The sequence below is a fragment of the Variovorax sp. Soil_C_39 genome, assembly GCF_057656815.1.
Window position 1 is genome coordinate 278,943 of the sequence record NZ_JBDGJQ010000005.1, and the last position, 22,816, is coordinate 301,758.

Annotated in this window: 21 protein-coding genes; 19 read left to right on the plus strand and 2 right to left on the minus strand. The window is 68.3% G+C overall.

Annotated elements, in window-relative coordinates; translation table 11 throughout:
* Positions 1-205: 205 nt before the first annotated feature.
* The 3 genes from AC3A6J_RS15585 to AC3A6J_RS15595 all read left to right on the plus strand — a co-directional run bounded on the left by AC3A6J_RS15585 (position 206) and on the right by AC3A6J_RS15595 (position 4,178).
* On the plus strand, positions 206-379 hold the full coding sequence (locus AC3A6J_RS15585; RefSeq protein ID WP_487860869.1) for a hypothetical protein: 174 nt from the start codon (positions 206-208) through the stop codon (positions 377-379).
* Between the two features lie 3 nt (positions 380-382).
* Positions 383-1,558, plus strand: coding sequence for a zeta toxin family protein (locus AC3A6J_RS15590; RefSeq protein ID WP_487860870.1), 1,176 nt, complete (start codon positions 383-385; stop codon positions 1,556-1,558).
* Positions 1,559-1,943: 385 nt separating this feature from the next.
* Positions 1,944-4,178, plus strand: coding sequence for a PhoX family protein (locus tag AC3A6J_RS15595; RefSeq protein ID WP_487860871.1), 2,235 nt, complete (start codon positions 1,944-1,946; stop codon positions 4,176-4,178).
* 40 nt (positions 4,179-4,218) lie between these two features.
* Here AC3A6J_RS15595 and AC3A6J_RS15600 read toward each other — a convergent pair whose 3' ends face one another.
* On the minus strand, positions 4,219-4,695 hold the full coding sequence (locus AC3A6J_RS15600) for an Lrp/AsnC family transcriptional regulator (protein WP_487860872.1): 477 nt from the start codon (positions 4,693-4,695) through the stop codon (positions 4,219-4,221).
* 105 nt (positions 4,696-4,800) lie between these two features.
* Here AC3A6J_RS15600 and mdeB point away from each other — a divergent pair, with 105 nt between their 5' ends.
* On the plus strand, positions 4,801-7,464 hold the full coding sequence (gene mdeB, locus AC3A6J_RS15605) for an alpha-ketoglutarate dehydrogenase (RefSeq protein WP_487860873.1): 2,664 nt from the start codon (positions 4,801-4,803) through the stop codon (positions 7,462-7,464).
* Positions 7,465-7,473: 9 nt separating this feature from the next.
* Here mdeB and AC3A6J_RS15610 read toward each other — a convergent pair whose 3' ends face one another.
* The gene (locus AC3A6J_RS15610) at positions 7,474-8,406 is read right to left on the minus strand and encodes an alpha/beta hydrolase (RefSeq protein ID WP_487860874.1); all 933 of its coding nucleotides are present in this window, start codon (positions 8,404-8,406) and stop codon (positions 7,474-7,476) included.
* 36 nt (positions 8,407-8,442) lie between these two features.
* Between AC3A6J_RS15610 and AC3A6J_RS15615 the strand changes: the two genes are divergently transcribed.
* The 15 genes from AC3A6J_RS15615 (at position 8,443) to AC3A6J_RS15685 (ending at position 22,801) form a co-directional block, all read left to right on the plus strand.
* Complete coding sequence (locus AC3A6J_RS15615) at positions 8,443-9,225, plus strand: FadR/GntR family transcriptional regulator (RefSeq protein ID WP_487860875.1); 783 nt, start codon at positions 8,443-8,445, stop codon at positions 9,223-9,225.
* A gap of 91 nt (positions 9,226-9,316) precedes the next feature.
* On the plus strand, positions 9,317-9,751 hold the full coding sequence (locus AC3A6J_RS15620) for a VOC family protein (protein ID WP_487860876.1): 435 nt from the start codon (positions 9,317-9,319) through the stop codon (positions 9,749-9,751).
* A 2-nt stretch (positions 9,752-9,753) separates the two neighbouring features.
* The gene (locus tag AC3A6J_RS15625) at positions 9,754-10,863 is read left to right on the plus strand and encodes an ABC transporter ATP-binding protein (RefSeq protein ID WP_487860877.1); all 1,110 of its coding nucleotides are present in this window, start codon (positions 9,754-9,756) and stop codon (positions 10,861-10,863) included.
* Positions 10,864-10,898: 35 nt separating this feature from the next.
* Positions 10,899-12,233, plus strand: coding sequence for an ABC transporter substrate-binding protein (locus AC3A6J_RS15630; RefSeq protein ID WP_487860878.1), 1,335 nt, complete (start codon positions 10,899-10,901; stop codon positions 12,231-12,233).
* Position 12,234: 1 nt separating this feature from the next.
* A complete protein-coding gene (locus AC3A6J_RS15635) occupies positions 12,235-13,125 on the plus strand; it encodes a carbohydrate ABC transporter permease (protein WP_487860879.1) in 891 nt (296 codons plus the stop codon).
* Complete coding sequence (locus tag AC3A6J_RS15640; protein WP_487860880.1) at positions 13,122-13,961, plus strand: carbohydrate ABC transporter permease; 840 nt, start codon at positions 13,122-13,124, stop codon at positions 13,959-13,961. The genes AC3A6J_RS15635 and AC3A6J_RS15640 overlap by 4 nt, the downstream gene beginning before the upstream one ends.
* Before the next feature lie 31 nt (positions 13,962-13,992).
* Entirely contained in the window at positions 13,993-14,580 is a 588-nt protein-coding gene (locus tag AC3A6J_RS15645) for a cupin domain-containing protein (protein WP_487860881.1), read from the plus strand.
* Positions 14,581-14,587: 7 nt separating this feature from the next.
* Entirely contained in the window at positions 14,588-15,331 is a 744-nt protein-coding gene (locus tag AC3A6J_RS15650) for an alpha/beta fold hydrolase (RefSeq protein WP_487860882.1), read from the plus strand.
* On the plus strand, positions 15,328-16,299 hold the full coding sequence (locus tag AC3A6J_RS15655; protein ID WP_487860883.1) for a Bug family tripartite tricarboxylate transporter substrate binding protein: 972 nt from the start codon (positions 15,328-15,330) through the stop codon (positions 16,297-16,299). Before AC3A6J_RS15650 ends, AC3A6J_RS15655 begins: the two co-directional genes overlap by 4 nt.
* Before the next feature lie 34 nt (positions 16,300-16,333).
* Positions 16,334-17,326, plus strand: a complete 993-nt coding sequence (locus AC3A6J_RS15660; protein ID WP_487860884.1) for a Bug family tripartite tricarboxylate transporter substrate binding protein — start codon at positions 16,334-16,336, stop codon at positions 17,324-17,326.
* A gap of 13 nt (positions 17,327-17,339) precedes the next feature.
* The gene (locus tag AC3A6J_RS15665; RefSeq protein ID WP_487860885.1) at positions 17,340-18,806 is read left to right on the plus strand and encodes a sulfatase family protein; all 1,467 of its coding nucleotides are present in this window, start codon (positions 17,340-17,342) and stop codon (positions 18,804-18,806) included.
* A 65-nt stretch (positions 18,807-18,871) separates the two neighbouring features.
* Positions 18,872-19,786 carry an L-threonate dehydrogenase gene (ltnD, locus tag AC3A6J_RS15670; RefSeq protein ID WP_487860886.1) on the plus strand — a complete coding sequence of 305 codons (915 nt, stop codon included), beginning with the start codon at positions 18,872-18,874 and terminating at the stop codon, positions 19,784-19,786.
* A 43-nt stretch (positions 19,787-19,829) separates the two neighbouring features.
* Entirely contained in the window at positions 19,830-20,843 is a 1,014-nt protein-coding gene (denD, locus tag AC3A6J_RS15675; RefSeq protein ID WP_487860887.1) for a D-erythronate dehydrogenase, read from the plus strand.
* Between the two features lie 3 nt (positions 20,844-20,846).
* On the plus strand, positions 20,847-22,121 hold the full coding sequence (gene otnK / locus AC3A6J_RS15680; protein WP_487860888.1) for a 3-oxo-tetronate kinase: 1,275 nt from the start codon (positions 20,847-20,849) through the stop codon (positions 22,119-22,121).
* Positions 22,118-22,801, plus strand: a complete 684-nt coding sequence (locus AC3A6J_RS15685) for a class II aldolase/adducin family protein (protein WP_487860889.1) — start codon at positions 22,118-22,120, stop codon at positions 22,799-22,801. The genes otnK and AC3A6J_RS15685 overlap by 4 nt, the downstream gene beginning before the upstream one ends.
* Positions 22,802-22,816 lie beyond the last annotated feature (15 nt).

Here is a 22,816-nt window from a genome sequence, read left to right on the forward strand (position 1 = left end):
CGACCATCCGCTGTGCCGCATTCGGGTGCGGGCTGGGCCAAGTCCGTCGGCCTGTCCGGCAGGTGATGGTGCGCGGCATCAAGAAGGTTGACCAGTTGTCCGTGCTGGACGATGGGCGCACCCTGAAATCACAAGAAGGCCGTCTTCAATGCGCTGGGCTCCGTCCGCATGCCTTGGTACTTCAGCAGCCTGTCAGGACAGAACCATGAACAGGCAACTTTGTACGCCGCACCTCATCGACATCGGTGCCTTCGGCGCTATGCTTGATTCGCTATGGTTCAAGGGGTGGAAATTGAAAAAGAAAAAGCTATCTGTAGTGGCACTTGCAAGCGGGGATCAGGGCAGAGTCCATGGCGGCCTGCCGCACTCTGAGCGATAGGGAATGGAAAAGATTGCGCTCAGGGGGTTCACTGATCCCGCCAAGGTCGAGGCCGAGGCAAAAGCCATCGACCTGGCCACCAATCACACGGAGACGGTGCTGGCCGACTATGCGGCGCGGCCAGATACGTACGGTGGCCGCTATGTCTGCGCGGACAGCTTCAAAGAGCAGATGCCGGGGTTTGCGCAGTCGCGCGAAAGTCGCTCGGCTCTCAATGGGGCGGTGCACAACGCGGCGGCCGTTTTGTCGTCAGAGCAGTTCCGCCGAATGGTGGACAAGGGGCCGGAGCCTGGCCGAGATTCTGTGGTGTTTGTCACCGGCATTCCTGGTGCTGGGAAGTCATCGACAGTTGCGGGTGCTGTCGCAGAAGGCTCGGCAGCGGTGGTGTTTGAAGGCCAGATGAGCCGGCCTGAGCCGACCATGCAAAAGATCGAGCAGGCACTAGGAAACGGGTTTTGGGTTGAGATTGTTGCGGTCCACGTCGCGCCAGAGGTGGCCTTGGACCGCACGAATATGCGCTATCTGGATCCGGACAACGGCCGGGGCGCTTCGCTCAGCGTGATGGGCGACATTCAGGGGAACTTGCCCGCTGGGTTGCGTCAGATAAGAGAACGGTTTGGGGATCGAGTTGACTTATCGGTGCTGGACAACAACCCCGGATGCGGAAATCTACATGAAGGATGGCAAAGCATTCGTGAACTGGAAAAGGAAGGTACTCGTGAAGACATTCATTCAAGACTCTCCACTGCACTCGACGCAGGCCACCGAGCAGGCCGCTACTCGGCCGGCTTCTACCTCCAAGCAGCAGGACGAGAGCCACGCAGCTTGGAGGCGGGAACTGCACCGCAAGATGGTCGAACACGCCAAGCGGATGGACACAGATCCAGCGTATCGCGAGCAGATCCGGAGAAAGATCCGCTGAACCTGGACCGGGCGCAGTCCTTCCGCCAGGACAGCCCGGAGAAGGCCACCCAGAAGCATCCAGAGCTTGCGCCGGCCTATGGCTACGTCCAAGCCTGCGAAGCGAGGGCCGTGGCCGATGGACTGAACGAGAAGCAACGGGCCGCCGTCATGGCCCGCGTGCGTGAGACAGTGGCTGAGCGCGTCGAACGCGGCGATGTGCCGAGCGATCAAATCAGGGAAGAGCAACAGGCCGAGCCACGCGGACCTGAACGCTGACAGTTCCATTTCCTGAGGACAAGCGCGTCGCAGCAGATTGAGCGAGCGGCGTCGCCTTGCTCGGCTGTTGCGCTTGCTTGCTTTGCGGCTCGCCACGCCCAGGGAGGGGTCGGCTCCGCCGCCTACAACTTGGTGCGCATGCGGGCCTTGGCAGAAGTCCGTCGCCTTCCGCGTGCCTGGTACTTCAGCAGCCTGCTACACCCCCCCGAAGCGCCTGCGGCGCCTCCTCCCACTGGGCGGCGCACCCGGTGGCCCGGCAAAGCCGGTTCAACGGGTGTACTGGGTTGGGCCGGTTGGGCTGTACGGAGCTAGGCTTTCATCTGGCCGTCATACGAAGTGCCTACCGTCGTGGGTTGTTTCTTTTCAACCCACGAAAGCATTGCGCATGACCGCAAACAATCGCACCGACGCCAACGGCATCGACCTCGATGACATCGGCACCAACCCCACCTCGAACCCATCCTTTACCGACCTGGTCGCGTCGCGCCTGAGCCGCCGCCACCTGTTCGGGCTGGGTGTCGGCACAGCCGGTACCGCGCTGCTCCAGGCGTGCGGCGGCGGCAGCGGCGGTGGCGGCGTGGCTTTCCCGATCATCCCGCCTGCTCCGGCGCCCGCCCCCGCACCGGCGCCCGGCCCTGCGCCGGCGCCGATGAAGCTGAATTTCAACCCCGTGGCAAAGAGCCTGGCCGACGTGGTGTCCGTGCCCGCCGGCTACACGGCCAGCGTGCTGTACCGCCTGGGCGACCCGATCGCTCCCGGCGTGCCTGCCTACAAGAACGACGGCACTGACGATCCGGCCACCTTCGACCGCCGCGCCGGCGACCACCACGACGGCATGACGTTCTTCGGCATCGATGCATCGGACAAGTGGGACGCCAAGAACGCCTCGCGCGGCCTGCTCGTGATGAACCACGAAGCGATCACGCCGCTGTTCCTGCACCCGACCGGCCAGACCATCTCGGGCTCGGGCTCTGCGGCCGTGCGCACCAGCGCCGACGAAGTGTTGCGCGAGTTCTACGTGCATGGCGTCAGCGTGGTCGAAGTCAACAAGAACGGCAGCAGCTGGAACTACAAGCAGGATTCGCGCTTGAATCGCCGCATCCACACACTCACCGAGATGCACTTCTCGGGCCCGGCCGCCAAGACCGACTACCTGAAGACCAAGTACTCGAGCGACGGCAGCAAGACGCGCGGCACGCTCAACAACTGTGCGAACGGCACCACGCCGTGGGGCACGTACCTGACCTGCGAAGAGAACTGGGCCGGCTATTTCCGCCGCATCGCCGCAAACGACAATGCCGCGCGAACGGCGAAGGAACTCACGTCGTTCAGCCGCTACGGCGTGGCGAGCAACGGCCGCGAGCTCTGGGCCACCGTCACGCCCGACACGGCCGACGACCTCTACGGCCGCTGGAACACCGAGGTGAAGGGCGCCTCCGCGACCGACGACTACCGCAACGGCCACAACACCTACGGCTGGGTGGTCGAGATCGATCCGATCAACCCGTCGAGCACGCCCAAGAAGCGCACCGCGCTCGGCCGCTTCGGCCACGAAGGCGCCTGCCTCGGCCCGGTCGTGGTCGGCAAGCCGCTGGTCTGGTACATGGGCGACGACTCGCGCAACGAGTACATGTACAAGTTCGTCTCCACCAAGGCCTGGGACGCGGCCGACGTCGGCGGCGGCATCGCGGCCGGCGACAAGTACATGGACGACGGCAAGCTCTACGCCGCGCGCTTTCATGCCGACGGAACCGGTGTCTGGCTCGAACTCGCGATCGGCGTGAACGGCATCCACGCCGCGAGCGCGCCCTACCCGTTCGCCGACGCGGCCGACGTGGTGATCAATGCCCGCCTGGCGGCGGACATCGCTGGCGCCACCAAGATGGACCGCCCCGAGTGGGCCTCGGTCAATCCGAAAACCGGCGACGTCTACCTGACGCTGACCAACACCAATGCCAGCGCGCGGCCGATCGACAAGACCGATGCGGCCAACCCGCGCTTCTACAACGACAAGAAGGGCGCCAGCGACCAGAAGGGCAACCCCAACGGCCACATCGTGCGCTTTGCCGACGACAACGCCGACCCGGCCGCGCTGAGCTTCAAGTGGGACGTCTACCTGTTCGGCGCGCGCGCCACGGCACCGGCTGACGTCAACCTGTCGCAGCTCACCGACGACAACGACTTCTCGAGCCCCGACGGACTGTGGTTCAGCGAAGCCGCACCCGGCCTGCTGTGGCTGGAAACCGACGATGGCGCCTACACCGACGTCACGAACTGCATGTTGCTCGCCGCGCTGCCGGGCGAGGTGGGCGACGGCGGTGCGAAGGCGATCACCAACGTCGACGGTGCCACCACGCGCACGCAGAACACTTTCGTCGGCAAGGCGCCGGGCACCGAAGGCCTGCGCCGCTTCCTGGTCGGCCCAGCCGACTGTGAAATCACCGGTATCGCCGAATCGGGCGATGGCCGCGCGCTATTCGTGAACATCCAGCACCCGGGCGAAGGCACCGGCTCCCTCACGGCGCCGTTCATCAGCCACTGGCCCGACGGCGGCAGCGCCCGTCCGCGCTCGGCCACCGTGGTCATCACCAAGGACGATGGCGGCCTGATCGGCCTGTAAGCAGCACCACCAGCCTGCGGGCTGGCTGGCTGGCTTCTTTCTATTTCAACGGCGCTACCGGCAACGGCAGCGCCGTTTTGTATCTGACCTGCTTCAAGGCAAAGCTCGAGCGGATCTTCTCGATCCCCGGGATCGGCGTGAGCTGCTCGAGGATGAACTTCTCGAGCGCCGCCATGTCGGCCACCGCGATGCGGATCAGGTAGTCGCTGTCGCCGGTCATCAGGTAGCACTCCATCACCTCGTCGTGCTCGGCGATGCGCTGCTCGAAGTCGGCCAGCGACTGCTTGCTCTGCGTCGTGAGACTGATCGAGATGAACACGTTGAGCCCGAGGCCCAGCGCCTTGGCATTGGCCAGCGCGACATAGCGGTCGATCACGCCCGCGGCCTCGAGCGCCTTCACGCGCGCGAGGCAGGGCGACGGCGACAGGTGCACGCGGCGCGCGAGCTCGACGTTCGACAGCGCGCCGTCGCGCTGCAGTTCGTCGAGGATACGCAGGTCGATGGTGTCGAGTTGCATGAAATTCTGCAAATATGGGTATCTGGAGAATTTTATGCCGCTACGTTGGCAAGGACTTGCGTGTGGCGGTAGCAAATTTGCCGCGATGCAGCCTAAAGTGCTCGCATGAACGCCCCGATTTCCGCCGACCAGATGCGCGCGCTGCTCCTCGACGAAACGCTCTCGCACGACCCCGACCCCACCGAGACCGCCGAATGGCGCGAGTCCTTCCTAGCGCTCGCGCAGGTCCACGGCCCGCAGCGCGCGCGGCAGATGCTCGACGAACTGGCGCGGCTCGCGCGCCAGCAGCGCATCGGCTGGCAGCCCGAACTGGCCACGCCGTACGTCAACACCATCGCCGTGGAAGACCAGCCGCCCTTTCCCGGCGACCTCGCGATCGAGGAGAAGCTCGCCTCGCTGATGCGCTGGAACGCGCTTGCCATGGTGGCCAAGGCCAACCAGGCGTATGGCGAACTCGGCGGCCACATCGCGAGCTACGCGAGCGCGGCCGACCTGTTCGAGACCGGCTTCAACCACTTCTTCCATGCGCGTGGTGGGCAACATCTCGGCGACCTCGTGTTCTTCCAGCCGCACAGTGCGCCCGGCGTCTACGCCCGCGCCTTTCTAGAAGGCCGCCTCGGCGAAGAAGACCTCGCGCACTACCGCCAGGAACTCACCGCGCCCGCGTTCACCGACGGCAGCGGCGCGCGCGGCCTGTGCAGCTATCCGCATCCCTATCTGATGCCCGACTTCTGGCAGTTTCCGACCGGCTCGATGGGCATCGGGCCGATCAGCTCGATCTACCACGCGCGCTTCATGCGCTACCTCACGCACCGCAACCTGCTCGGCTGCGAGGGCCGAAAGGTGTGGGGCGTGTTCGGCGACGGCGAAATGGACGAGCCCGAATCGATGAGCGCCCTCACGCTGGCCGCGCGCGAGAAGCTCGACAACCTCGTGTGGGTCGTCAACTGCAACCTGCAGCGCCTCGACGGCCCGGTGCGCGGCAACGGCCGCATCATCGACGAGCTCGAGAAGCTCTTTGCCGGCGCCGGCTGGAACGTCATCAAGCTCATCTGGGGCAGCGACTGGGACGGGCTCTTCGCGCAGGATGCGAGCGGGGCACTCGCGCGCGCGTTTGCCGGCACGGTGGACGGCCAGATGCAGACCTTCGCGGCCAAGGACGGCCGCTTCAACCGCGACAACTTCTTCGGCCAGAACCCCGAGCTCGCGCGCCTGGCCCAGGGCATGACCGACGCGCAGATCGACCGCTTGAAGCGCGGCGGCCACGACCTCGTGAAGATCCACGCCGCCTACACCGCAGCCGCCGCGCACAAGGGCCGGCCCACCGTGATCCTTGCCCACACCAAGAAGGGCTACGGCATGGGCAGCGCCGCGCAGGGCAAGATGACCACGCACTCGCACAAGAAGATGGGCGACGTCGACCTCATCGAGTTCCGCGACCGCTTCAGCCTGCCGCTGAGCGATGCGCAGGCCACCGCGATGGACTTCTACCGCCCACCCGAAGACAGCGCCGAGATGCAGTACCTGCGCCAGCGCCGGGCCGCGCTCGGCGGTGCCATGCCGCGGCGCGAGACCGCCTGCGACGTGGTGCCCAAGCCCGACATCGCGGGCTACGCGCAGTTCGCCACCGCGGCCGCCGGCAAGGAGATGAGCACCACCATGGCCTTCGTGCGGCTGCTTGGCAACCTGCTGAAGGACAAGGCGCTCGGCCCGCGCATCGTGCCCATCGTGGCCGACGAGGCGCGCACTTTCGGCATGGCCAACCTGTTCAAGCAGGTCGGCATCTATTCGAGCGTGGGCCAGCGCTATGCGCCCGAGGACATCGGCTCGGTGCTGAGCTACCGCGAAGCCACCGATGGCCAGATCCTCGAGGAAGGCATCAGCGAGGCCGGCGCCATCGCGAGCTGGACCGCGGCGGCCACGAGCTACAGCGTGCACGGCCTCGCGATGCTGCCGTTCTACATCTACTACTCGATGTTCGGCTTCCAGCGCGTGGGCGACGCCATCTGGGCCGCGGCCGACCAGCGCGCGCGCGGCTTCCTGCTGGGCGCCACCTCGGGCCGCACCACGCTCGGCGGCGAGGGCCTGCAGCACCAGGACGGCAGCAGCCACCTCGTGGCCGCGACCATTCCCAACTGCAAGGCCTACGACCCGGCCTTCGCCGGCGAGATGGCCGTGATCGTCGATGCCGGCATCCGCGAGATGATGGTCGAGCAGCAGGACGTGTTCTATTACGTCACGCTCATGAACGAGAACTACGCGCAGCCCGACGTGCCCGCGGGCGCGGAAGGCGACATCCTGCGCGGGTGCTACCGCTTCGCTGCGTATGCGCCCGCGAAGGGCAAGGCGAAGAAGAGCAGCGGCAAGGTCACGCTGATGGGCTCGGGCGCCATCCTCACCGAGGTGATCAAGGCCGCGGAGCTCCTGGCGGCAGAAGGCATCGAGGCTGAGGTGTTCAGCGTCACGAGCTGGAGCGAGCTGGCACGCGACGGGCTTGCCTGCGAGCAGCGCGCAATGGCGGGCGAAAAGGAGGCCGGCACGCCCTTCGTGGCGCAGCAGCTCGGCGCCGGCAAGGGCCCGATCATCGCCGCCACCGACTACGTGCGCGCCGTGCCCGAGAGCGTGCGCGCCTTCCTGCCCGAGGGGCGCCGCTACCTCACGCTCGGCACCGACGGGTTCGGGCGCAGCGACACGCGCGCGGCGCTGCGCGGCTTCTTCGGGGTGGATGCCGCGAACATCGCCAAGGCGGCGCGGCACGCGCTCGGTTGAAGGTGCCTCCTACCGGGCGCTGAACTCGCCGCGCTCGACGCGCGCGCACCAGTCGCGAATGTCCTCGCCGAGCTGGTTGTACGGCGTGTCGAACTGCGTGACGATGCTCATGTGGTTGTGGTCGGCGACCTGCACGAAGCGCGGCATCGGCGCACCCAGCGCATCGGTTGCCTGCGCAAGCCGGTGGGCGAGTTCGAAGGCCTGGAAGTCCAGCAGCGGGTTTTCGTACTGCGCGACCGCGACGAAGGTGGGCGGCGCATCGCGCCGGACGCGGCCCATGGGTGAGCGTTCTTCGTAGCGCGATGCATCGTCGCCGTAATACGCGCGCACGCCGTGCGCATTCGGGTTCTCGGGCCGCACGTCGGCCGTCACGCGCGGGCTCACCAGGACCAGCCCGGCCAGCGGTAGCCCGCCGTCGGGCCGCACCGCATCGTCCCAGGCCGCCGTAGCGCAGTGCGCGCAGGCGGCCGAGTGGCCCATCAGGAAGATGCGCCGTGCGTCGCCGCCCCATTGGCCGATGTTCTGCTGAACCCACGCGAGCGCGTCGCGCACGTCTTCCGCGCCAGCGGGCCAGGCGGCCTGCGGAGCGAGGCGGTACTCGACGTTGACCGCAACGAAGCCGTAGCGCGTAAATTCGGTCGGCACGTTGGCATAGACCTGCGGGGTCATGTGCTTGTCGCCGCGCACGAAGGCGCCGCCATGCACGAACACCAGCACCGGCGCATCGCGCGCGCGCTCCGGCGCATGCACGTCCAGCACTTGCCGCGGGTCGTCGCCGTAGGGCACGTCGCGCGCGACGCGCCCCGGCGCGGGCGGCGCGGCCTCCAGCAGCGGGGTCCAGGCCGCGAGCATGGCGTCACGGCCGGCCGCGATGTCATGGTGCCAGCGCGGGCCCCACGCGCGCAGCAGCGCAGTCAGATCGGGTGGCAAATGTAAAGACATAGGCTAAAGTTGTACGATGAATTTTCACCCCACTGTATGGCAAGCCGATTCCAGTCGCTGACGCCCGGCGCGCGCCTGTCGGACCAGGTCGCCGATGCGCTGGCCTCCGAGATCGGATCGGGCCGACTGGTCGCGGGCGACAAGCTGCCGACGGAAGTCGCGCTGGCCGAGCAGTTTTCCGTCAGCCGCACCGTCGTGCGCGAAGCCGTGTCGCGCCTCAAGTCGCTCGGCATGGTCGATTCGCGCCAGGGCAGCGGCGTCTATGTGCGCGAAGCAGGCATTCCGCCGTTGAACTTCGAAGGCCGCGATGCGGGCTCGAAGGAAGCCGTGATCCAGATCGCCGAGGCGCGCCGCGCGATGGAAGCCGAGGTGGCCGAGCTCGCGGCGCTGCGGCGCACCCGCGACGACGTGCGCCGCATCCGCCAGGCCGTGGCCGCGATCGAGAAGGCCGTCGCCGCCGGCGGCGACGGCGTGCGCGAGGACGTGGCCTTTCATCGCTGCGTGGCCGAAGCGGCACGCAACCCCTTCCTGCTCGACACTCTGCAGTACCTTGGGCGCTTCCTGCAGGGCGCCACGCGCGTGACCCGCGCCAACGAAGCGCGCCGCGCCGACTTTGCACGCGAGGTGCGCGAGGAGCACCGGCAGATCGTCCTGGCGATCGAGGCCGGCGACGGCCCCGCGGCGCGGCTGGCGGCGCGCGAGCACATGGACAACGCCATCCGCCGCATCGAGCAGGCCGCACCCGCCTTCTGGCAGCAGGAGGGCGCCGCGCTCGCGCGCGATCTCGTGCGCGACGTGGATTCCATCACGCCGCGCTGAGCGGCCCGCAAAGGCTCGCCGGGTTAGTACGGATTCCGTACCAGGGGCTGATTTGTATGATGACCTGACTACTTGAACGTCAGGAGGCGGTTTGGAAGTTCTTCATCTCGACCATTTCACGCTGCGCGTGAGCCCCGAACGCATGCCTGCGCTGAAAGACTTCTATGGTCGCGTGGTCGGTTTGCGCGAGGGGCCAAGGCCCGACTTTCCGTTTCCGGGCGCCTGGATGTACGCGGGCGAAAACCCGGTCATCCACCTGGCCGGCAACGAGCCCGCGGGCGAGCCGGCGGTCCTGCCGGCCTTGCCGACCGGCAAGTTCAACCATGTGTCCTTGCGCACCCGCGGCCTCGAATCCGCACGGGCTCACCTCCGTGCGCAGGGGGTCGACTGGTCTGAGGCGCCGGTGCCGGGCGCGCCGCTGCACCAGATCTTCCTGACCGATCCGGTCGGCTTGCTGATCGAGTTGACCTTCGACAGCCCCGAGCCCTCGCAGGCATCCGCTGCGGCCACCATGGGGGGGCGCTAACCATGGGCTACCTGGAGCTTCGCGGCATTGCCAAGCGCTTCGGCGACGTGCCGGTCGTGGCCGAGATCGATCTCTCGGCCGAAGCCGGCGAGTTCATCGTGCTGGTCGGCGCGTCGGGCTGCGGCAAGTCGACCACGCTGCGCATGATCGCGGGCCTCGAAGCGCCTTCGGCGGGCAGCATCGTGATCGAGGGCCGCGACGTCACGCGCGCCACGCCGGCCGACCGGGACATCGCGATGGTGTTCCAGAACTACGCGCTGTACCCGCACATGAACGTGGCGCAGAACATGAGCTTCGCGCTCGATCTGGCCCGCGTGCCGCGCGCGGAGATCGAAGAGCGGGTGCAGGCCGCGGCCAACGTGCTGAGCATCACGCACCTGCTGCAGCGCAAGCCCAAGGAGCTGTCGGGCGGACAGCGCCAGCGCGTGGCGATGGGCCGGGCGATCGTGCGCGAACCCAAGGTGTTCCTGTTCGACGAGCCGCTGTCCAACCTCGACGCCAAGCTGCGCGGCCAGATGCGCATCGAGATCGCGATGCTGCACCGGCGCCTGGGCAAGACCACGGTCTACGTGACGCACGACCAGGTTGAGGCCATGACGCTCGCCGACCGCATCGTCGTGATGGACCAGGGCCGAATCCAGCAGATGGGTTCGCCCGACGAGGTGTTCAACCAGCCGCTGAACCAGTTCGTCGCCGGCTTCATCGGCAGTCCGTCGATGAACTTCCTGGATGCGCGGGTGGTCGGCGGCGATGCCGGCCTGCAGTTCATCGGCGAGACGTTTCGCTGCCCGGTGCCCGCATCGATGCACGCGGCCGCCGGCCGCCTGACCGGCCAGCCCGTCGTGGTCGGCGTCCGGCCACAGTCGCTGCGTTTCGGCGAGCCGGAGCGCGATGCGCTGGTGCTGCCGCTGGACGTGGGCGTGTGCGAATACCTCGGCACCGAGAGCGTCCTGAACTGCACCGTGCGCGGCGACGCGAAGACGCAGGTCGTGCTGGTCGCCGCGGGCAACCACGGTGCAGCAACGGGCACCGCAGTCGTCGCGCATGCGCACCTGGACGACCTTTTCGCCTTCGAAGCCGGCGGCCACGGACGCTCGCTGCGCCTCGCGTAGTTCCACCACCATCATCACCACGGGGAGACAACACCATGAAACGCCGTCAACTGATCCAGGGCGCCGCCGCCGGCGCCGCGCTCGGACCCTGGGTCCATGCCCTCGCACAGAACCGCTACGCCAAGTACAAGGGCCAGACGATCGTCGTCAACTACCCGGCCCATCCGCACTACGACCAGGCCGAAAAGCTGTTCGCCGAGTTCACGAAGGAGACCGGCATCAAGGTCGAGCGCGACAAGATGCAGTACCTGCGCATGAAGGACAAGCAGGTGCTCGAGATGGGCAAGCGCGGCAACGGCGACTACGACGTGATCGTCTACGTCGTGATGTGGAAGACCGAGTACGTCAAGAAGGACCTGCTCGAGCCGCTCGACCCCTACTTCAACAACGCCGCGCTGGCCGATCCGGCCTGGGACCAGAAGGACATCATCCCGAAATACTGGGACACCAACGCCCTCGTCGGCGGCCCGAAGATGTACCTGCCGGGCCCCGGCGCCCGCCCCTACGGCATTCCGTTCGGTGCCGAGACCGGCGTGCTCGGCTACCGCGCCGACATCCTCGAGAAGCACAAGCTCGCGGTGCCCAAGACCTATGAAGAGCTGCTCAAGGCCTGCCACGTCATCAAGGACAAGGAAGGCATCGGCGGCCTGACCTCGCGCGGCCAGACCGGCCATCAGGTCACGGCGGCCTGGCTGATGCACCTCACGCCCCATGGCGGCGAGGTGTTCGACAAGGACTGGCGCGCCGCCTTCAACAACCCGGCGGGCGTGCGTGCGGCCGAGGTGCTCAGGGAGATCGTCGAAACCGGGCCGTCAGGCATCCCGAGCTATGGTTTCGGCGAGATGCAGAACGCGTTTCTGCAGGGGCAGGCGGCCTTCTACCTGGATTCGGTGTCGGTCTTCGGTCCGGCGCAGGATCCGGCCAAAAGCAAGGTGGCCGGCAAGATCGGCTACGCGCTGCACCCCAAGGCCGTGCAGCACTCGGCGCAAAGCGGCGGCTTCGCCATGGCGATTCCCAAGAACGCGCGCAACAAGGAAGCCGCGTTCCTGTTCATGCAATGGATGACCAGCAAGCAGGCCGACGTGAAGCTCGCGCTGGCCGGCGGAAACATCAACCGCGTGAGCACGACCGAGAACGCAGACGTCGCGCGCAAGTACCCGCTCGAGCTGCCCGCGCTGCGCGAGTCGTTGAAGATCTGCAACCCCGACTGGCGCCCGCTGATCCCCGAATGGGACCATATCAGCCAGCAGATCCTCGGCCAGGCGCTGCCCGACGTGATCACCGGAAGCAAGCCCGCCAAGCAGGCCCTGGATGCGGTGGTCAAGGACGCCGAGAGCGTGTTGCGCAGAGGCGGCTGGCTGAAGGCGTGAGATGAATTCCGCGCGCCTCGCCCGCTTCGTCCCCTACGCCTACATCCTGCCGGCGGTGCTGGTCATGGTGGTCGGCCTGGCCTATCCGATCATCGATGCGGTGCGGCTGAGCTTCTACGACTGGCCGCTGGGCACCGACTGGGAGACGGCCCGCTGGGTCGGGCTGAGGGCCTTCACCGACATGCTGGGCTCGTCGCAGGTGTGGACGTCGATGGGCATCACGCTGGCCTTCGTGGTCATCGCCGTCGCCTGCGAAATGGTGCTGGGCGTGGCGCTGGCGCTCTTCCTGGAGAAGCCGGTGCGCGGCATGCGCTTCTTCCGGACCATCTTCGTGCTGCCGATGATGATCGCGCCGATCTGCGTCGGCCTGATCTGGCGCTACCTGTTCGATGCCAACTTCGGGCCCTTTAATCTATGGCTCGACGCCATCGGCATCGAGCCGCGCGCCTGGCTCGCGGAGCCGGCCACCGCCTTCGGCGCGATGGTGCTGACCGACATCTGGCAGTGGACGCCGTTCGTGCTCATCATGGTGCTGGCCGGGCTGCAGGGGCTCGATTCGAGCGTCATCGAGGCGGCACGCATCGACGGCGCCACGGCCTGGCAGCAGATCGTGCGGGTGAAGCTGCCGATCATCAAGCCGATCCTGATCGTCACGCTGCTGATGCGCATGATCGACGGCTTCCGCGGGCTGGAGGTGGTCTACGTGATGACCTTCGGCGGCCCGGGGCTGAGCACAGAGCTTTTCTCGCTGCACATCTACAAGGCGGCGTTCATCAGCCAGAAGCTCGGCTACTCGGCGGCGCTGTCGATCCTGCTGCTGGTCATTGTGGGGGCGCTGTCGTTGGCGATTCTCCTTATCTCCAATCCCTTGAAGAGCACGGCCCGTCGATGAGCACCACCACAGAACTCGCCCCGCCGCGCGGCTCGCCGCTGCACTACACCGTGCTTGGCGTCTTGGCGCTCGTGTGCCTGATGCCGATGGTGATGATGGTCCTCGCGTCGCTCAAGACCGAAGCGCAGATCTTCGACAGCCAGTGGTCGTGGCTCTTCATGCCCACCATGGACAACTACCGCTCGGTGGTCGAGGACGGGCACATCGACCGCTACCTGCTCAACAGCCTGAAGATCTCGGTCGCCTCGACGCTCATCACGCTGATGCTCGGCACGATGTGCGCCTATGCGATGGCGCGCTTCCGCTTTCTCGGTCGCGATCCGCTCGGCCACGCCACGCTGATCCTGCGCACGCTGCCGCCGGCGGTGCTGGCCGTGCCGGTGTTCGTGATCTGGTCGGCCTGGGGCATTGGCGACACGCTGTCCGGCGTGGTGCTGGTGTACGTGGCGCTGAACCTACCCTTCACCATCTGGCTCCTGTACGGCTTCATCGACCAGTTGCCGATCGAGCTCGAGGAGGCCGCCGCCATCGACGGCTGCGGGCCGTTCAAGGTGTTCTGGAAGATCGTGCTGCCGCTGCTCAAGCCGGGCCTGGCGGCCGCCTCGATCTTCACCTTCCGCCTGGCATGGAACGAGTTCATCCTGAGCTTCATCCTGACCAATCGCGTCACCCGCACGCTGCCCGCGTCGATCTCCAACTACATCACCGACACCGGCGTGGAGTGGGGAAAGATCATGGCCGCCGGCGTGCTCATCGCACTGCCGCCGCTGATCTTCACCTTCATGGCGGCCAAGCAGATCATCACCGGCCTCACGGCAGGCGCCGTCAAGGGCTGACCGCCTTTTCGTCCCCAAAGGAAAGCATTTCATGGACCGACAAACCCTCATCGATTCCTGGGCCGACAACGTTGCGCCGTCGCAGCCCTGCTCGCCCGCGCAGATGCAGGCGCGCATCGCCCGCTGGGGCGAGATTCCGGCGAGCCCGCGCGCGTTCGTCGACACCTGGGTGCCGGGCCACGAGCGCACGCTCTACAGCGTGATCGGCTCGGGCGTCACCGACGACCCCAACTTCAGGCCGCGCATCGCGGCCGCCGAGAACTTCCACGTCGACTTCATCGTTGCCGGCAAGGGCAAGGGTGCCGCCATGCACTGGCACGACTCCGAAGAGGTCTTCGTGGTCCAGGCCGGCCGCTGGGAGGTCGACTGGATCGACGGCGCCACCGGCGAGGTGCACACCACCACGCTCGGGCCGCGCGACACCATTAGCGTGCCGCCGTTCGTGCACCGCGCATTCCGCAGCCTCGACGGCGACGATCCCGTCAGCGGCGGGCTGCTGGTGTCGGTGCTCGGCGGCAAGACGCCGGGGCGCGTGATGTGGGACGCCTCGGTGGCCGAAAGAGCCAAGGCGCTGGGCGCCGGCTTCGGCCCCGACGGCATGGCCCATCGCGCCGAGTGAGCGAACGATGACGCAGGCGACCTTCGTCCTGGTCCACGGTGCCTGGCATGGCGGCTGGTGCTGGGCCGCCGTGAGCGAGCGCCTGCAGGCCCGGGGCCATGCATGCCACGCGCCGACGCTGCGCGGACTGGCGCACCGGTCGGGGGAGTTGAGCCCGGTCCTCAGCGCCGACGACCATGTGGACGACATCGCCGATCTCGTCGAGGCGCTCGACCTGCGCAATGTGGTGCTCGCGCTGCATTCCTATGCCGGGCTGCTCGGTCCTGCGCTGCACGAGCGGCTGCGCCCCCGGTTGGCGCACATCGCATGGATCGAGGCCGTCGTTCCGCAGCCCGGGCGCGCCATGCTCGACATGGTGCTGCCCGAAGCGGCGGAACGCTACCGCCGGCTGGCCGCGGAACGCGGCGACGGGTGGCGCATACCGCCGCCGGACCCGGCGCAATTCGGCCTGCAGGATGCCGGGATGCGAGACGAGGTCGCGCGCCGGCTCAGCGACCAGCCGCTGCGCACCTTTGCCGAGCCCGTGCGTGCGGCGCAGCCCGACGCGATGCGCGTTCCCTGCAGCTACCTGCTTGCCAGCGATCGCGCGGGCCAGCCCTACGCGCAGCACGTGGCGCGGGCCGAGGCCGCGGGCTGGCCCGTCGAGCGCATCCCGGGCGGGCATTTGCTCATGCTGACCCAGCCCGAGGCCGTCACCGGTTTCCTGCTGCGCGCCGCGCAGGCGCCCTCCATCGAAGAAAGGCATTCATGACCCGCAGAACCTTCATCGCCGGCGCCGCCGGTGTCGTCCTCGCCCATGCCGCATGGCCGCTGCACGCGCAGCCGGCCTGGCCGGCCCGGCCCATCCGGCTCGTGGTGCCTTTCCCGCCTGGCGGACTGATCGACAACATGGCCCGGCTGCTGTCGCCGCGCCTTGCCCAGGCGCTGGGCCAGCCCGTGGTGATCGACAACAAGCCCGGTGCGGGCGGCAACATCGGCGCGACCGAGGGCGCGCGCGCCACGCCCGACGGCTACACGCTGCTCATGGCTTCGCCGCCGCTGACCATCAGCCCCGCGCTCTACCGCTCGCTGCCGTACAAGCCTTCGCAGATCGTTCCGATCGCGGTGCTCGGCCGGGTGCCGAACGTGCTGATGGTCAATCCGGCCTCGGGCATCGGCTCGGTGGCCGAGCTCACCGCGCGCGCCAAGGCGCAGCCCGGCAAGCTCAACTACGCCTCGAACGGCAACGGCACCTCGCTGCACCTGAGCGCGGAGCTCTACAAGAACAGCACCGGCACCTTCGTTGCGCACATTCCGTACCGCGGCGCGGCGGCAGCGATCACCGGGCTGATTGCGGGCGAGGTCGACATGATGTTCGACAACCTGCCGTCGGCCATCGGCCAGATCCAGGCCGGCCGCGTGAAGGCCCTGGCCGTGACTACCGCCCAGCGCAGCCCGGCGCTGCCCGAGGTGCCGACGATGGTGGAGGCCGGCCTGGCCGACTTCGACGTGGGCTCCTGGTTCGGCGTGGCCGCGCCGGCGGGCGTTCCGGCACCGGTGCTTGCGGTGCTCTCGCAGCAGCTCGAACGCCTCGCCAAGGACCCCGAGGTCCAGGCCGCGATGCTGCGCCAGGGCGTGGTGCCCACCCATCTGGATGCGCGGGCGGCCGCCGCTTTCATGGCCGCGGACACCGCGCGCTGGAAGAAGGTGGCCGATTTCGCCGGCATCCGGCTCGACTGACGCGCACATGCACAACGACAACGGGAGACCCTCAATGAACACACAGAGAAAACTCGCCATGCATTGCATCGGCATCGTGGCCTCGCTGGCGTTGCTCGCGGGCGTTGTGCCTGGGGCGCACGCCGACGGCTATCCCACCCGCACGGTCACGCTCGTGGTGGGCAGCGAGCCCGGCGGCGCGCCCGACCTGATCGCCCGCATCATCGGCACGCGCCTGGGCGAGCAACTGGGGCAGACGGTGATCGTCGAGAACCGCGCGGGCGCCACCGGCACCGTGGCCGCAGGCTACGTCGCCCGCGCGCAGCCCGACGGCTACACCCTGTCGCTGGGCACGGTCTCGCCGCATGCCATTGCCAAGAGCGTCTATGCCGGCCTGAGCTACGACCCGGTGACCAGCTTCGTGCCCGTGGGGCAGGTCGCCTCGGTGCCGCTCATCCTCGTTGTGAAAATCGACTCGAAGGCGCGCACGCTTCAAGAGCTCGGTGCACTCGCGCGGGCGCAACCCGGCAAGCTCAACTACGCCTCGGCGGGACAGGGCGGGCCGCAGCACCTGGCGTCGGAGCTGTTCACCGCCGCCACCGACAGCCGGATCACGCACATTCCCTACAAGAGCGGCTCGGCCGGCGTTACCGCGGTGCTCGCGGGCCACGTCGACATGTTCTTTGCCGGCATGCCGCCCGCGCTGGCGCAGATCAACGGCGGAAAGCTGCGCGCGCTGGCGGTCACCACCGCCGTGCGCTTTCCGGCGGCGCCCGACGTGCCGACCGCGATGGAGGCCGGGCTGCCAGGCTTCGAGGCCGACAACTGGCTCGCGCTCTTTGCGCCGGCCGGCACGCCCGACGCGGTGGTCGCCCGCCTGAACAAGGAACTCGGCACCGTGCTGCAAGACCCCCAGGTGGTTGCGCAGCTGCTGAAGATCGGCGCGGTCGCCAAGGGCGGCAGCCCGGAAGACCTGACACGTCTGGTGGCCGTCGACAGCAGCAAATGGGCGGGCGTCGCGAAACGCACCGGCATTGCCGTCAACTGACGAGGACGCACCGATGGAACCGATGAACCTGCTCATCCTCATGGACGACGAGCACAACAAGAAGATGCTCGGCTGCTACGGGCATCCGGTGGTGAAGACGCCGCACCTGGACCGTCTGGCCGCGCGCGGCACGCGCTTCACCAACGCCTACACCAACTCGCCCATCTGCACGCCCGCGCGCGCGGTGTTCGCGACAGGCCGGCATGTCCACGAGACGGGCTACTGGGACAACGCGATCGCCTACGAGGGCAGGTTCCCCGCCTGGGGCCATGTGCTGCAGGCGCACGGCCATCCGGTGGTGTCGATCGGCAAGCTGCACTATGCGAACGAAGAAGCCGACACCGGCTTCGACCGGCAGATCATTCCCATGCACATCGAAGGTGGCGTGGGCGACCTGCACGGCCTGCTGCGCGAGCCGTTGCCGGTGCGCCACCAGTCGAAGGACATGGCCGTGCGCATCGGTCCGGGCGACACCACATACACCGGCTACGACCGCCAGATCGCCGACGAGGCCTGCCAATGGCTGCAGACCGAAGGCTGCCGGCCGCGCGACAAGCCCTGGACGCTCTTCACTTCGTTCATCTCGCCGCACTCGCCGCTGGTCGCGCCGCAGGCGTACTACGACGTGTACCCGCCGGAATCGATCGTGCTGCCCAAGAAGCGGCCCGAGGGCTTCGAGCATCCATGGTGGGATGCGCTCAACCGGTGCTACATCTTCGACGCCAGCTTCCGCGACGACCACCAGCGCCGCATCGCCATTGCCTCGTACTACGCGCTGTGCAGCTACATCGACGCCCAGATCGGCCGGGTGCTCGACACCCTCGCGGCGGCCGGCCTCGAGCACAACACACGCGTGATCTTCCTGTCGGACCACGGCGACAACATGGGCGCGCGCGGGCTCTGGGGCAAGTCGAACATGTACGAGGAATCGGCAGGCATTCCGATGATCGCGGCGGGGCCGGGCATCGGGGCGGGAAAGCAGTGCGACGCGCCGGTCTCGCACGTCGACTTCTGGCCCACGATCCTGGAAGCCGCCGGCGTGCCGCCCGAAAGCCACGCGCCAGCGGACCATCCGGGCCGTTCGCTGTTCGCGGCCATGCGCGAGTCCGAGGCCGAGGCGCGCGAGCAGGTGGTGCTGAGCGAATACCATGCGGCCGGCTCGATCAGCGCCTGCTACATGATCCGCAAGGGCGACTGGAAGTACATTCACTACACCGGCTTTCGCCCCGAGCTTTTCAACCTGCGCGAGGACCCCGAAGAGCTCGTGGACCGGGCCGCCGACCCGGCCTGCGCCGGCGTTCTGGCGGCGTTGTCGCAAGAGCTCCATCGGCGCCTCGACCCCGAGGCCACCGATCGCCGAGCCAAGGCCGCGCAGGCCGAGCTCATCGAGAAGCACGGCGGCTACGAGGCCATCGAAAAGCGCGGCGGCGGCAGCTACACGCCGGTGCCCGGCGAAGAGGTGCAGTTGATCCGCGGGTAAGCCCCGCCCGGTCGCAATGTCAGGGAGAACAACAACATTTACAGAGCATCAGGAAAGAGCATTCAATGAATTCACCGCAAGCCGGCGTCATAGGCCTCGGCGCCATGGGCGCCGGAATGGCCGCCTCGCTGCGGCGCACCGGCTACCACGTCCATGTGTGCGATGCGAGGCCCGGCGTGGCCGAAGCCTTCGCCGCCGACGGCGGCACCGCCCATGCCACACCGGCCGCGCTGGCGGCATGCTGCGAGCAGATCGTCAGCGTCGTGGTCAACGCGGCGCAGACCGAACAGGTCCTTTTCGGCGAGGACGGCAAGGGCGGCGCGGCGGCGGCCATGAAGCCCGGCAGCGTGTTCGTCATGTGCTCCACGGTCGACCCCAGCTGGTCGATCGCACTCGAGGCCCGGCTGGCCGCGCTCGGCATCCTCTACATCGACGCGCCCATCTCGGGCGGGGCGGCCAAGGCCGCGAGCGGCGAGATGACGATGATGACCGCCGCCACGCCCGAGGCTTATGCCAAGGCCGGCGCGCTGCTCGACGCGATGGCCGCCAAGGTCTACCGCCTGGGCGACCGCGCGGGCGCGGGCAGCAAGGTCAAGGTCATCAACCAGCTGCTGGCGGGCGTGCACATCGCCGCGGCGGCCGAGGCCATGGCGCTCGGACTGCGCGAAGGCGTGGACCCTGCCGCGCTCTACGAGGTCATCACGCACAGCGCCGGCAACAGCTGGATGTTCGAGAATCGCATGGCGCACGTGCTCGCGGGCGACTACACGCCGCTGTCGGCCGTCGACATCTTCGTGAAGGACCTGGGCCTGGTGCTCGACGTGGCCCGCGCAAGCAAGTTTCCGCTGCCGTTGTCGTCCACCGCGCACCAGATGTTCATGCAGGCGTCGACCGCGGGCTTTGCACGCGAGGACGACAGCGCGGTCATCAAGATCTTTCCGGGCATCCAGCTGCCGGGCACGACAAAGCCCGGCGACTGAACCACCCAACACACACACAACGAACCTGCAGGACATCGACGACATGAACATCCTCATCACCGGCGGCTGCGGCTTTGTCGGCGCCCGCCTCGCCCGCACGCTGCTCGCCGGCGGCCCGCTCGCGCTGGCCGGCGGCGCGGCGCAGCCGATCGCCCGCATCACCCTGGCCGACCGCGTGCCGCCGCCGGTCGACCTGGCGGCCGACGCACGCGTGCAGTTCCTGCAGGGCGATCTGCTCGAGCAGGCCGAAAGCGGCGCGCTGCCGATCGCCGACACGCAGCTCGTGTTCCACCTGGCCGCCGCGGTGAGCGGCGAATGCGAGGCCGACTTCGACCTCGGCATGCGCAGCAACCTCGACACCACGCGCGTGCTGCTCGACGCCTGCCGCCGCGCGGGCCACGCGCCGGTGTTCGTCTTCTCCAGCTCGGTCGCGGTGTTCGGCGATTCGCCCGAGCAGCGGCTGCCCGCGGTGATCGAGGACACGACGCTGCCCACGCCGCAGAACAGCTACGGCATCCAGAAGTTCATCGGCGAGCAGTTGCTGGCCGACTTCGCGCGCAAGGGCTTCGTGCAGGGCCGCAATGTGCGGCTCATGACGGTGTCGGTGCGGCCGGGCCGGCCCAACGGCGCAGCCTCGAGCTTCCTGAGCGGCATGCTGCGCGAGCCGCTCGCGGGCGAGCGCGCGCGCTGCCCGGTGCCGCCCGAGACCGCGGTGGCGCTCGCATCGCCCGGCAACACGGTCGCGGGCCTCGTGCGCGCCGCCACGGCCAGCGCCGCCGAATGGGGTGCGCGCACGGCGGTCAACCTGCCGGCGCTGACGACCACGGTGCGCGAAATGGCCGCGGCGCTCGAACGCATCGCGGGCAAGGAAGCGACCGCGCTGATCGACTGGGAACCCGACGCGGCCATCGCGAAGATCGTCACCAGCTGGCCGAGCCGCGTGCATGCGGCGCGCGCCGAGGCACTGGGCCTGACAGCCGACGCGAGCTTCGACGCCATCCTGCGCGACTACGTGCGCGAGAACGCGCAGGCGGTCAAGCTCGCGGTGAAGGGCTGAGCGATGGCCGCCAAGCTGCTGCTCGGCTGCATCGCCGACGACTTCACCGGCGCCACCGACCTGGCCAACAACCTCGTGCGCGCGGGCATGCGCGTGGTGCAGGCCATCGGCGTGCCGTCCGGTCCATTGGACGCCGAGGTCGATGCGGTGGTGGTCGCGCTCAAGTCGCGCACCATCGCGCCGGCCGAGGCCGTGGTGCAGTCGCTCGAGGCGCTGCGCTGGCTGCAGGCGCAGGGTGCGCGGCAGATCTACTTCAAGTACTGCTCCACCTTCGACAGCACGCCCAAAGGCAACATCGGCCCGGTGACCGAGGCGCTGATGGACGCGCTGAACAGCGACTTCACCATCGCCACGCCGGCCTTTCCCGACAACAAGCGCACGGTGTTCAAGGGCTACCTGTTCGCGGGCGACGTGCTGCTCAGCGAGAGCGGCATGCAGAACCATCCGCTCACGCCGATGACCGACGCCAACCTCGTGCGCGTGCTGCAGGCGCAGTGCACGCGCAAGGTGGGGCTCATCGACCATGCGGTGGTAGCCCGCGGTGCGGACGCCGTCACGGAACGCATCGCGTCGCTGAAGGCCGAGAGCGTCTCGATCGCCATCGTCGATGCGGTCTCGAACGACGACCTGCTGCGGCTCGGCCCCGCGCTCGCGAAGATGCCGCTGGTCACTGCCGGTTCGGGCGTGGCGATCGGGCTGCCGGCCAACTTCGGCCTCGCGCCATCCTCGCAGGCCAGCGCATTGCCGGCTGCGGGCGGGCGGCGCGCCGTGGTCTCGGGCAGCTGCTCACTCGCGACCAATCGGCAGGTGCTCGATTTCATCCAGCGCGGCGGTGCGGCGATGGCCGTCGATCCGTTGCGCATCGCCGCGGGCGTGGACGTGGCGGCCGAGGTGCTGGCCTGGGCCGCACCGTTGGTCGGCCAGGGCCCGGTGCTCGTCTACTCCACCGCCGAGGCCGGCGCCGTGAAGTCGGTGCAGGGCCGGCTCGGCGTCGAGGAGGCCGGTGCGATGGTCGAACGCACGATCGCGGCGATCGCGCGCGGGCTGGTCGAACAAGACGTGCGCCAGCTCGTGGTGGCTGGCGGCGAAACCTCGGGCGCCTGCGTGCAGGCGCTCGGCATCGCGCAGATGCAGATCGGCCCGCAGATCGACCCCGGCGTGCCCTGGTGCCATGCGCGCACCGGCGTGGCGGACGGGGCGTCGGTGCACATCGCGCTCAAGTCGGGCAACTTCGGCGGGGACGATTTCTTCACACGCGCGTTCACGGTGCTGGCATGACGGAATCCGACGCCCGCGAGGAAATCTGCCGCGTCGGCCGCAGTCTGTTCGAGCGCGGCTACGTGCATGCCACGGCCGGCAACATCAGCGTGCGGCTGGCCGACGACAATGGCTTTCTGATCACGCCGACCGATGCCTGCCTCGGCTTCCTCGATCCGGCCCGGCTGGCCCGGCTCGATGCCGAAGGCCGGCAGACCGGCGGCGACCGCGCCAGCAAGACGATCGCGCTGCACATGCGCATCTACGCGGCCGCGCGCCGCTTCGATGCCGGCACCGCCTGCGTGATCCACACGCACAGCACGCATTGCGTGGCGCTCACACTCGGCAAGTCTCAAGGCGAAGAAGGCGCCGAGCTGCTGCCCGCGCTGACGCCGTATTTCGTCATGAAGGTCGGCCATGTGCCGGTCGTTCCTTACCACCGCCCCGGTGCGCCCGAGGCCGCCGAGCGCGTGGCCGAGGCCATCGCGCGCTTCGGCGCCGCGGGCACGCCGATCCGCGCGGTGATGCTCGAGCGGCTCGGCCCCAACGTGTGGCACGACACGCCGGCCGCCGCCATGGCCGTGCTCGAGGAGCTCGAGGAGACCGCGCGGCTCCAGCTGCTCGCCGGCGCCGCGCGGCCCGCGCCGCTCGGTACCGAACAGATCGACGAACTGCGCCGCAGCTTCGGTGCGCGCTGGTAGCCGGCCGTAGTAAAA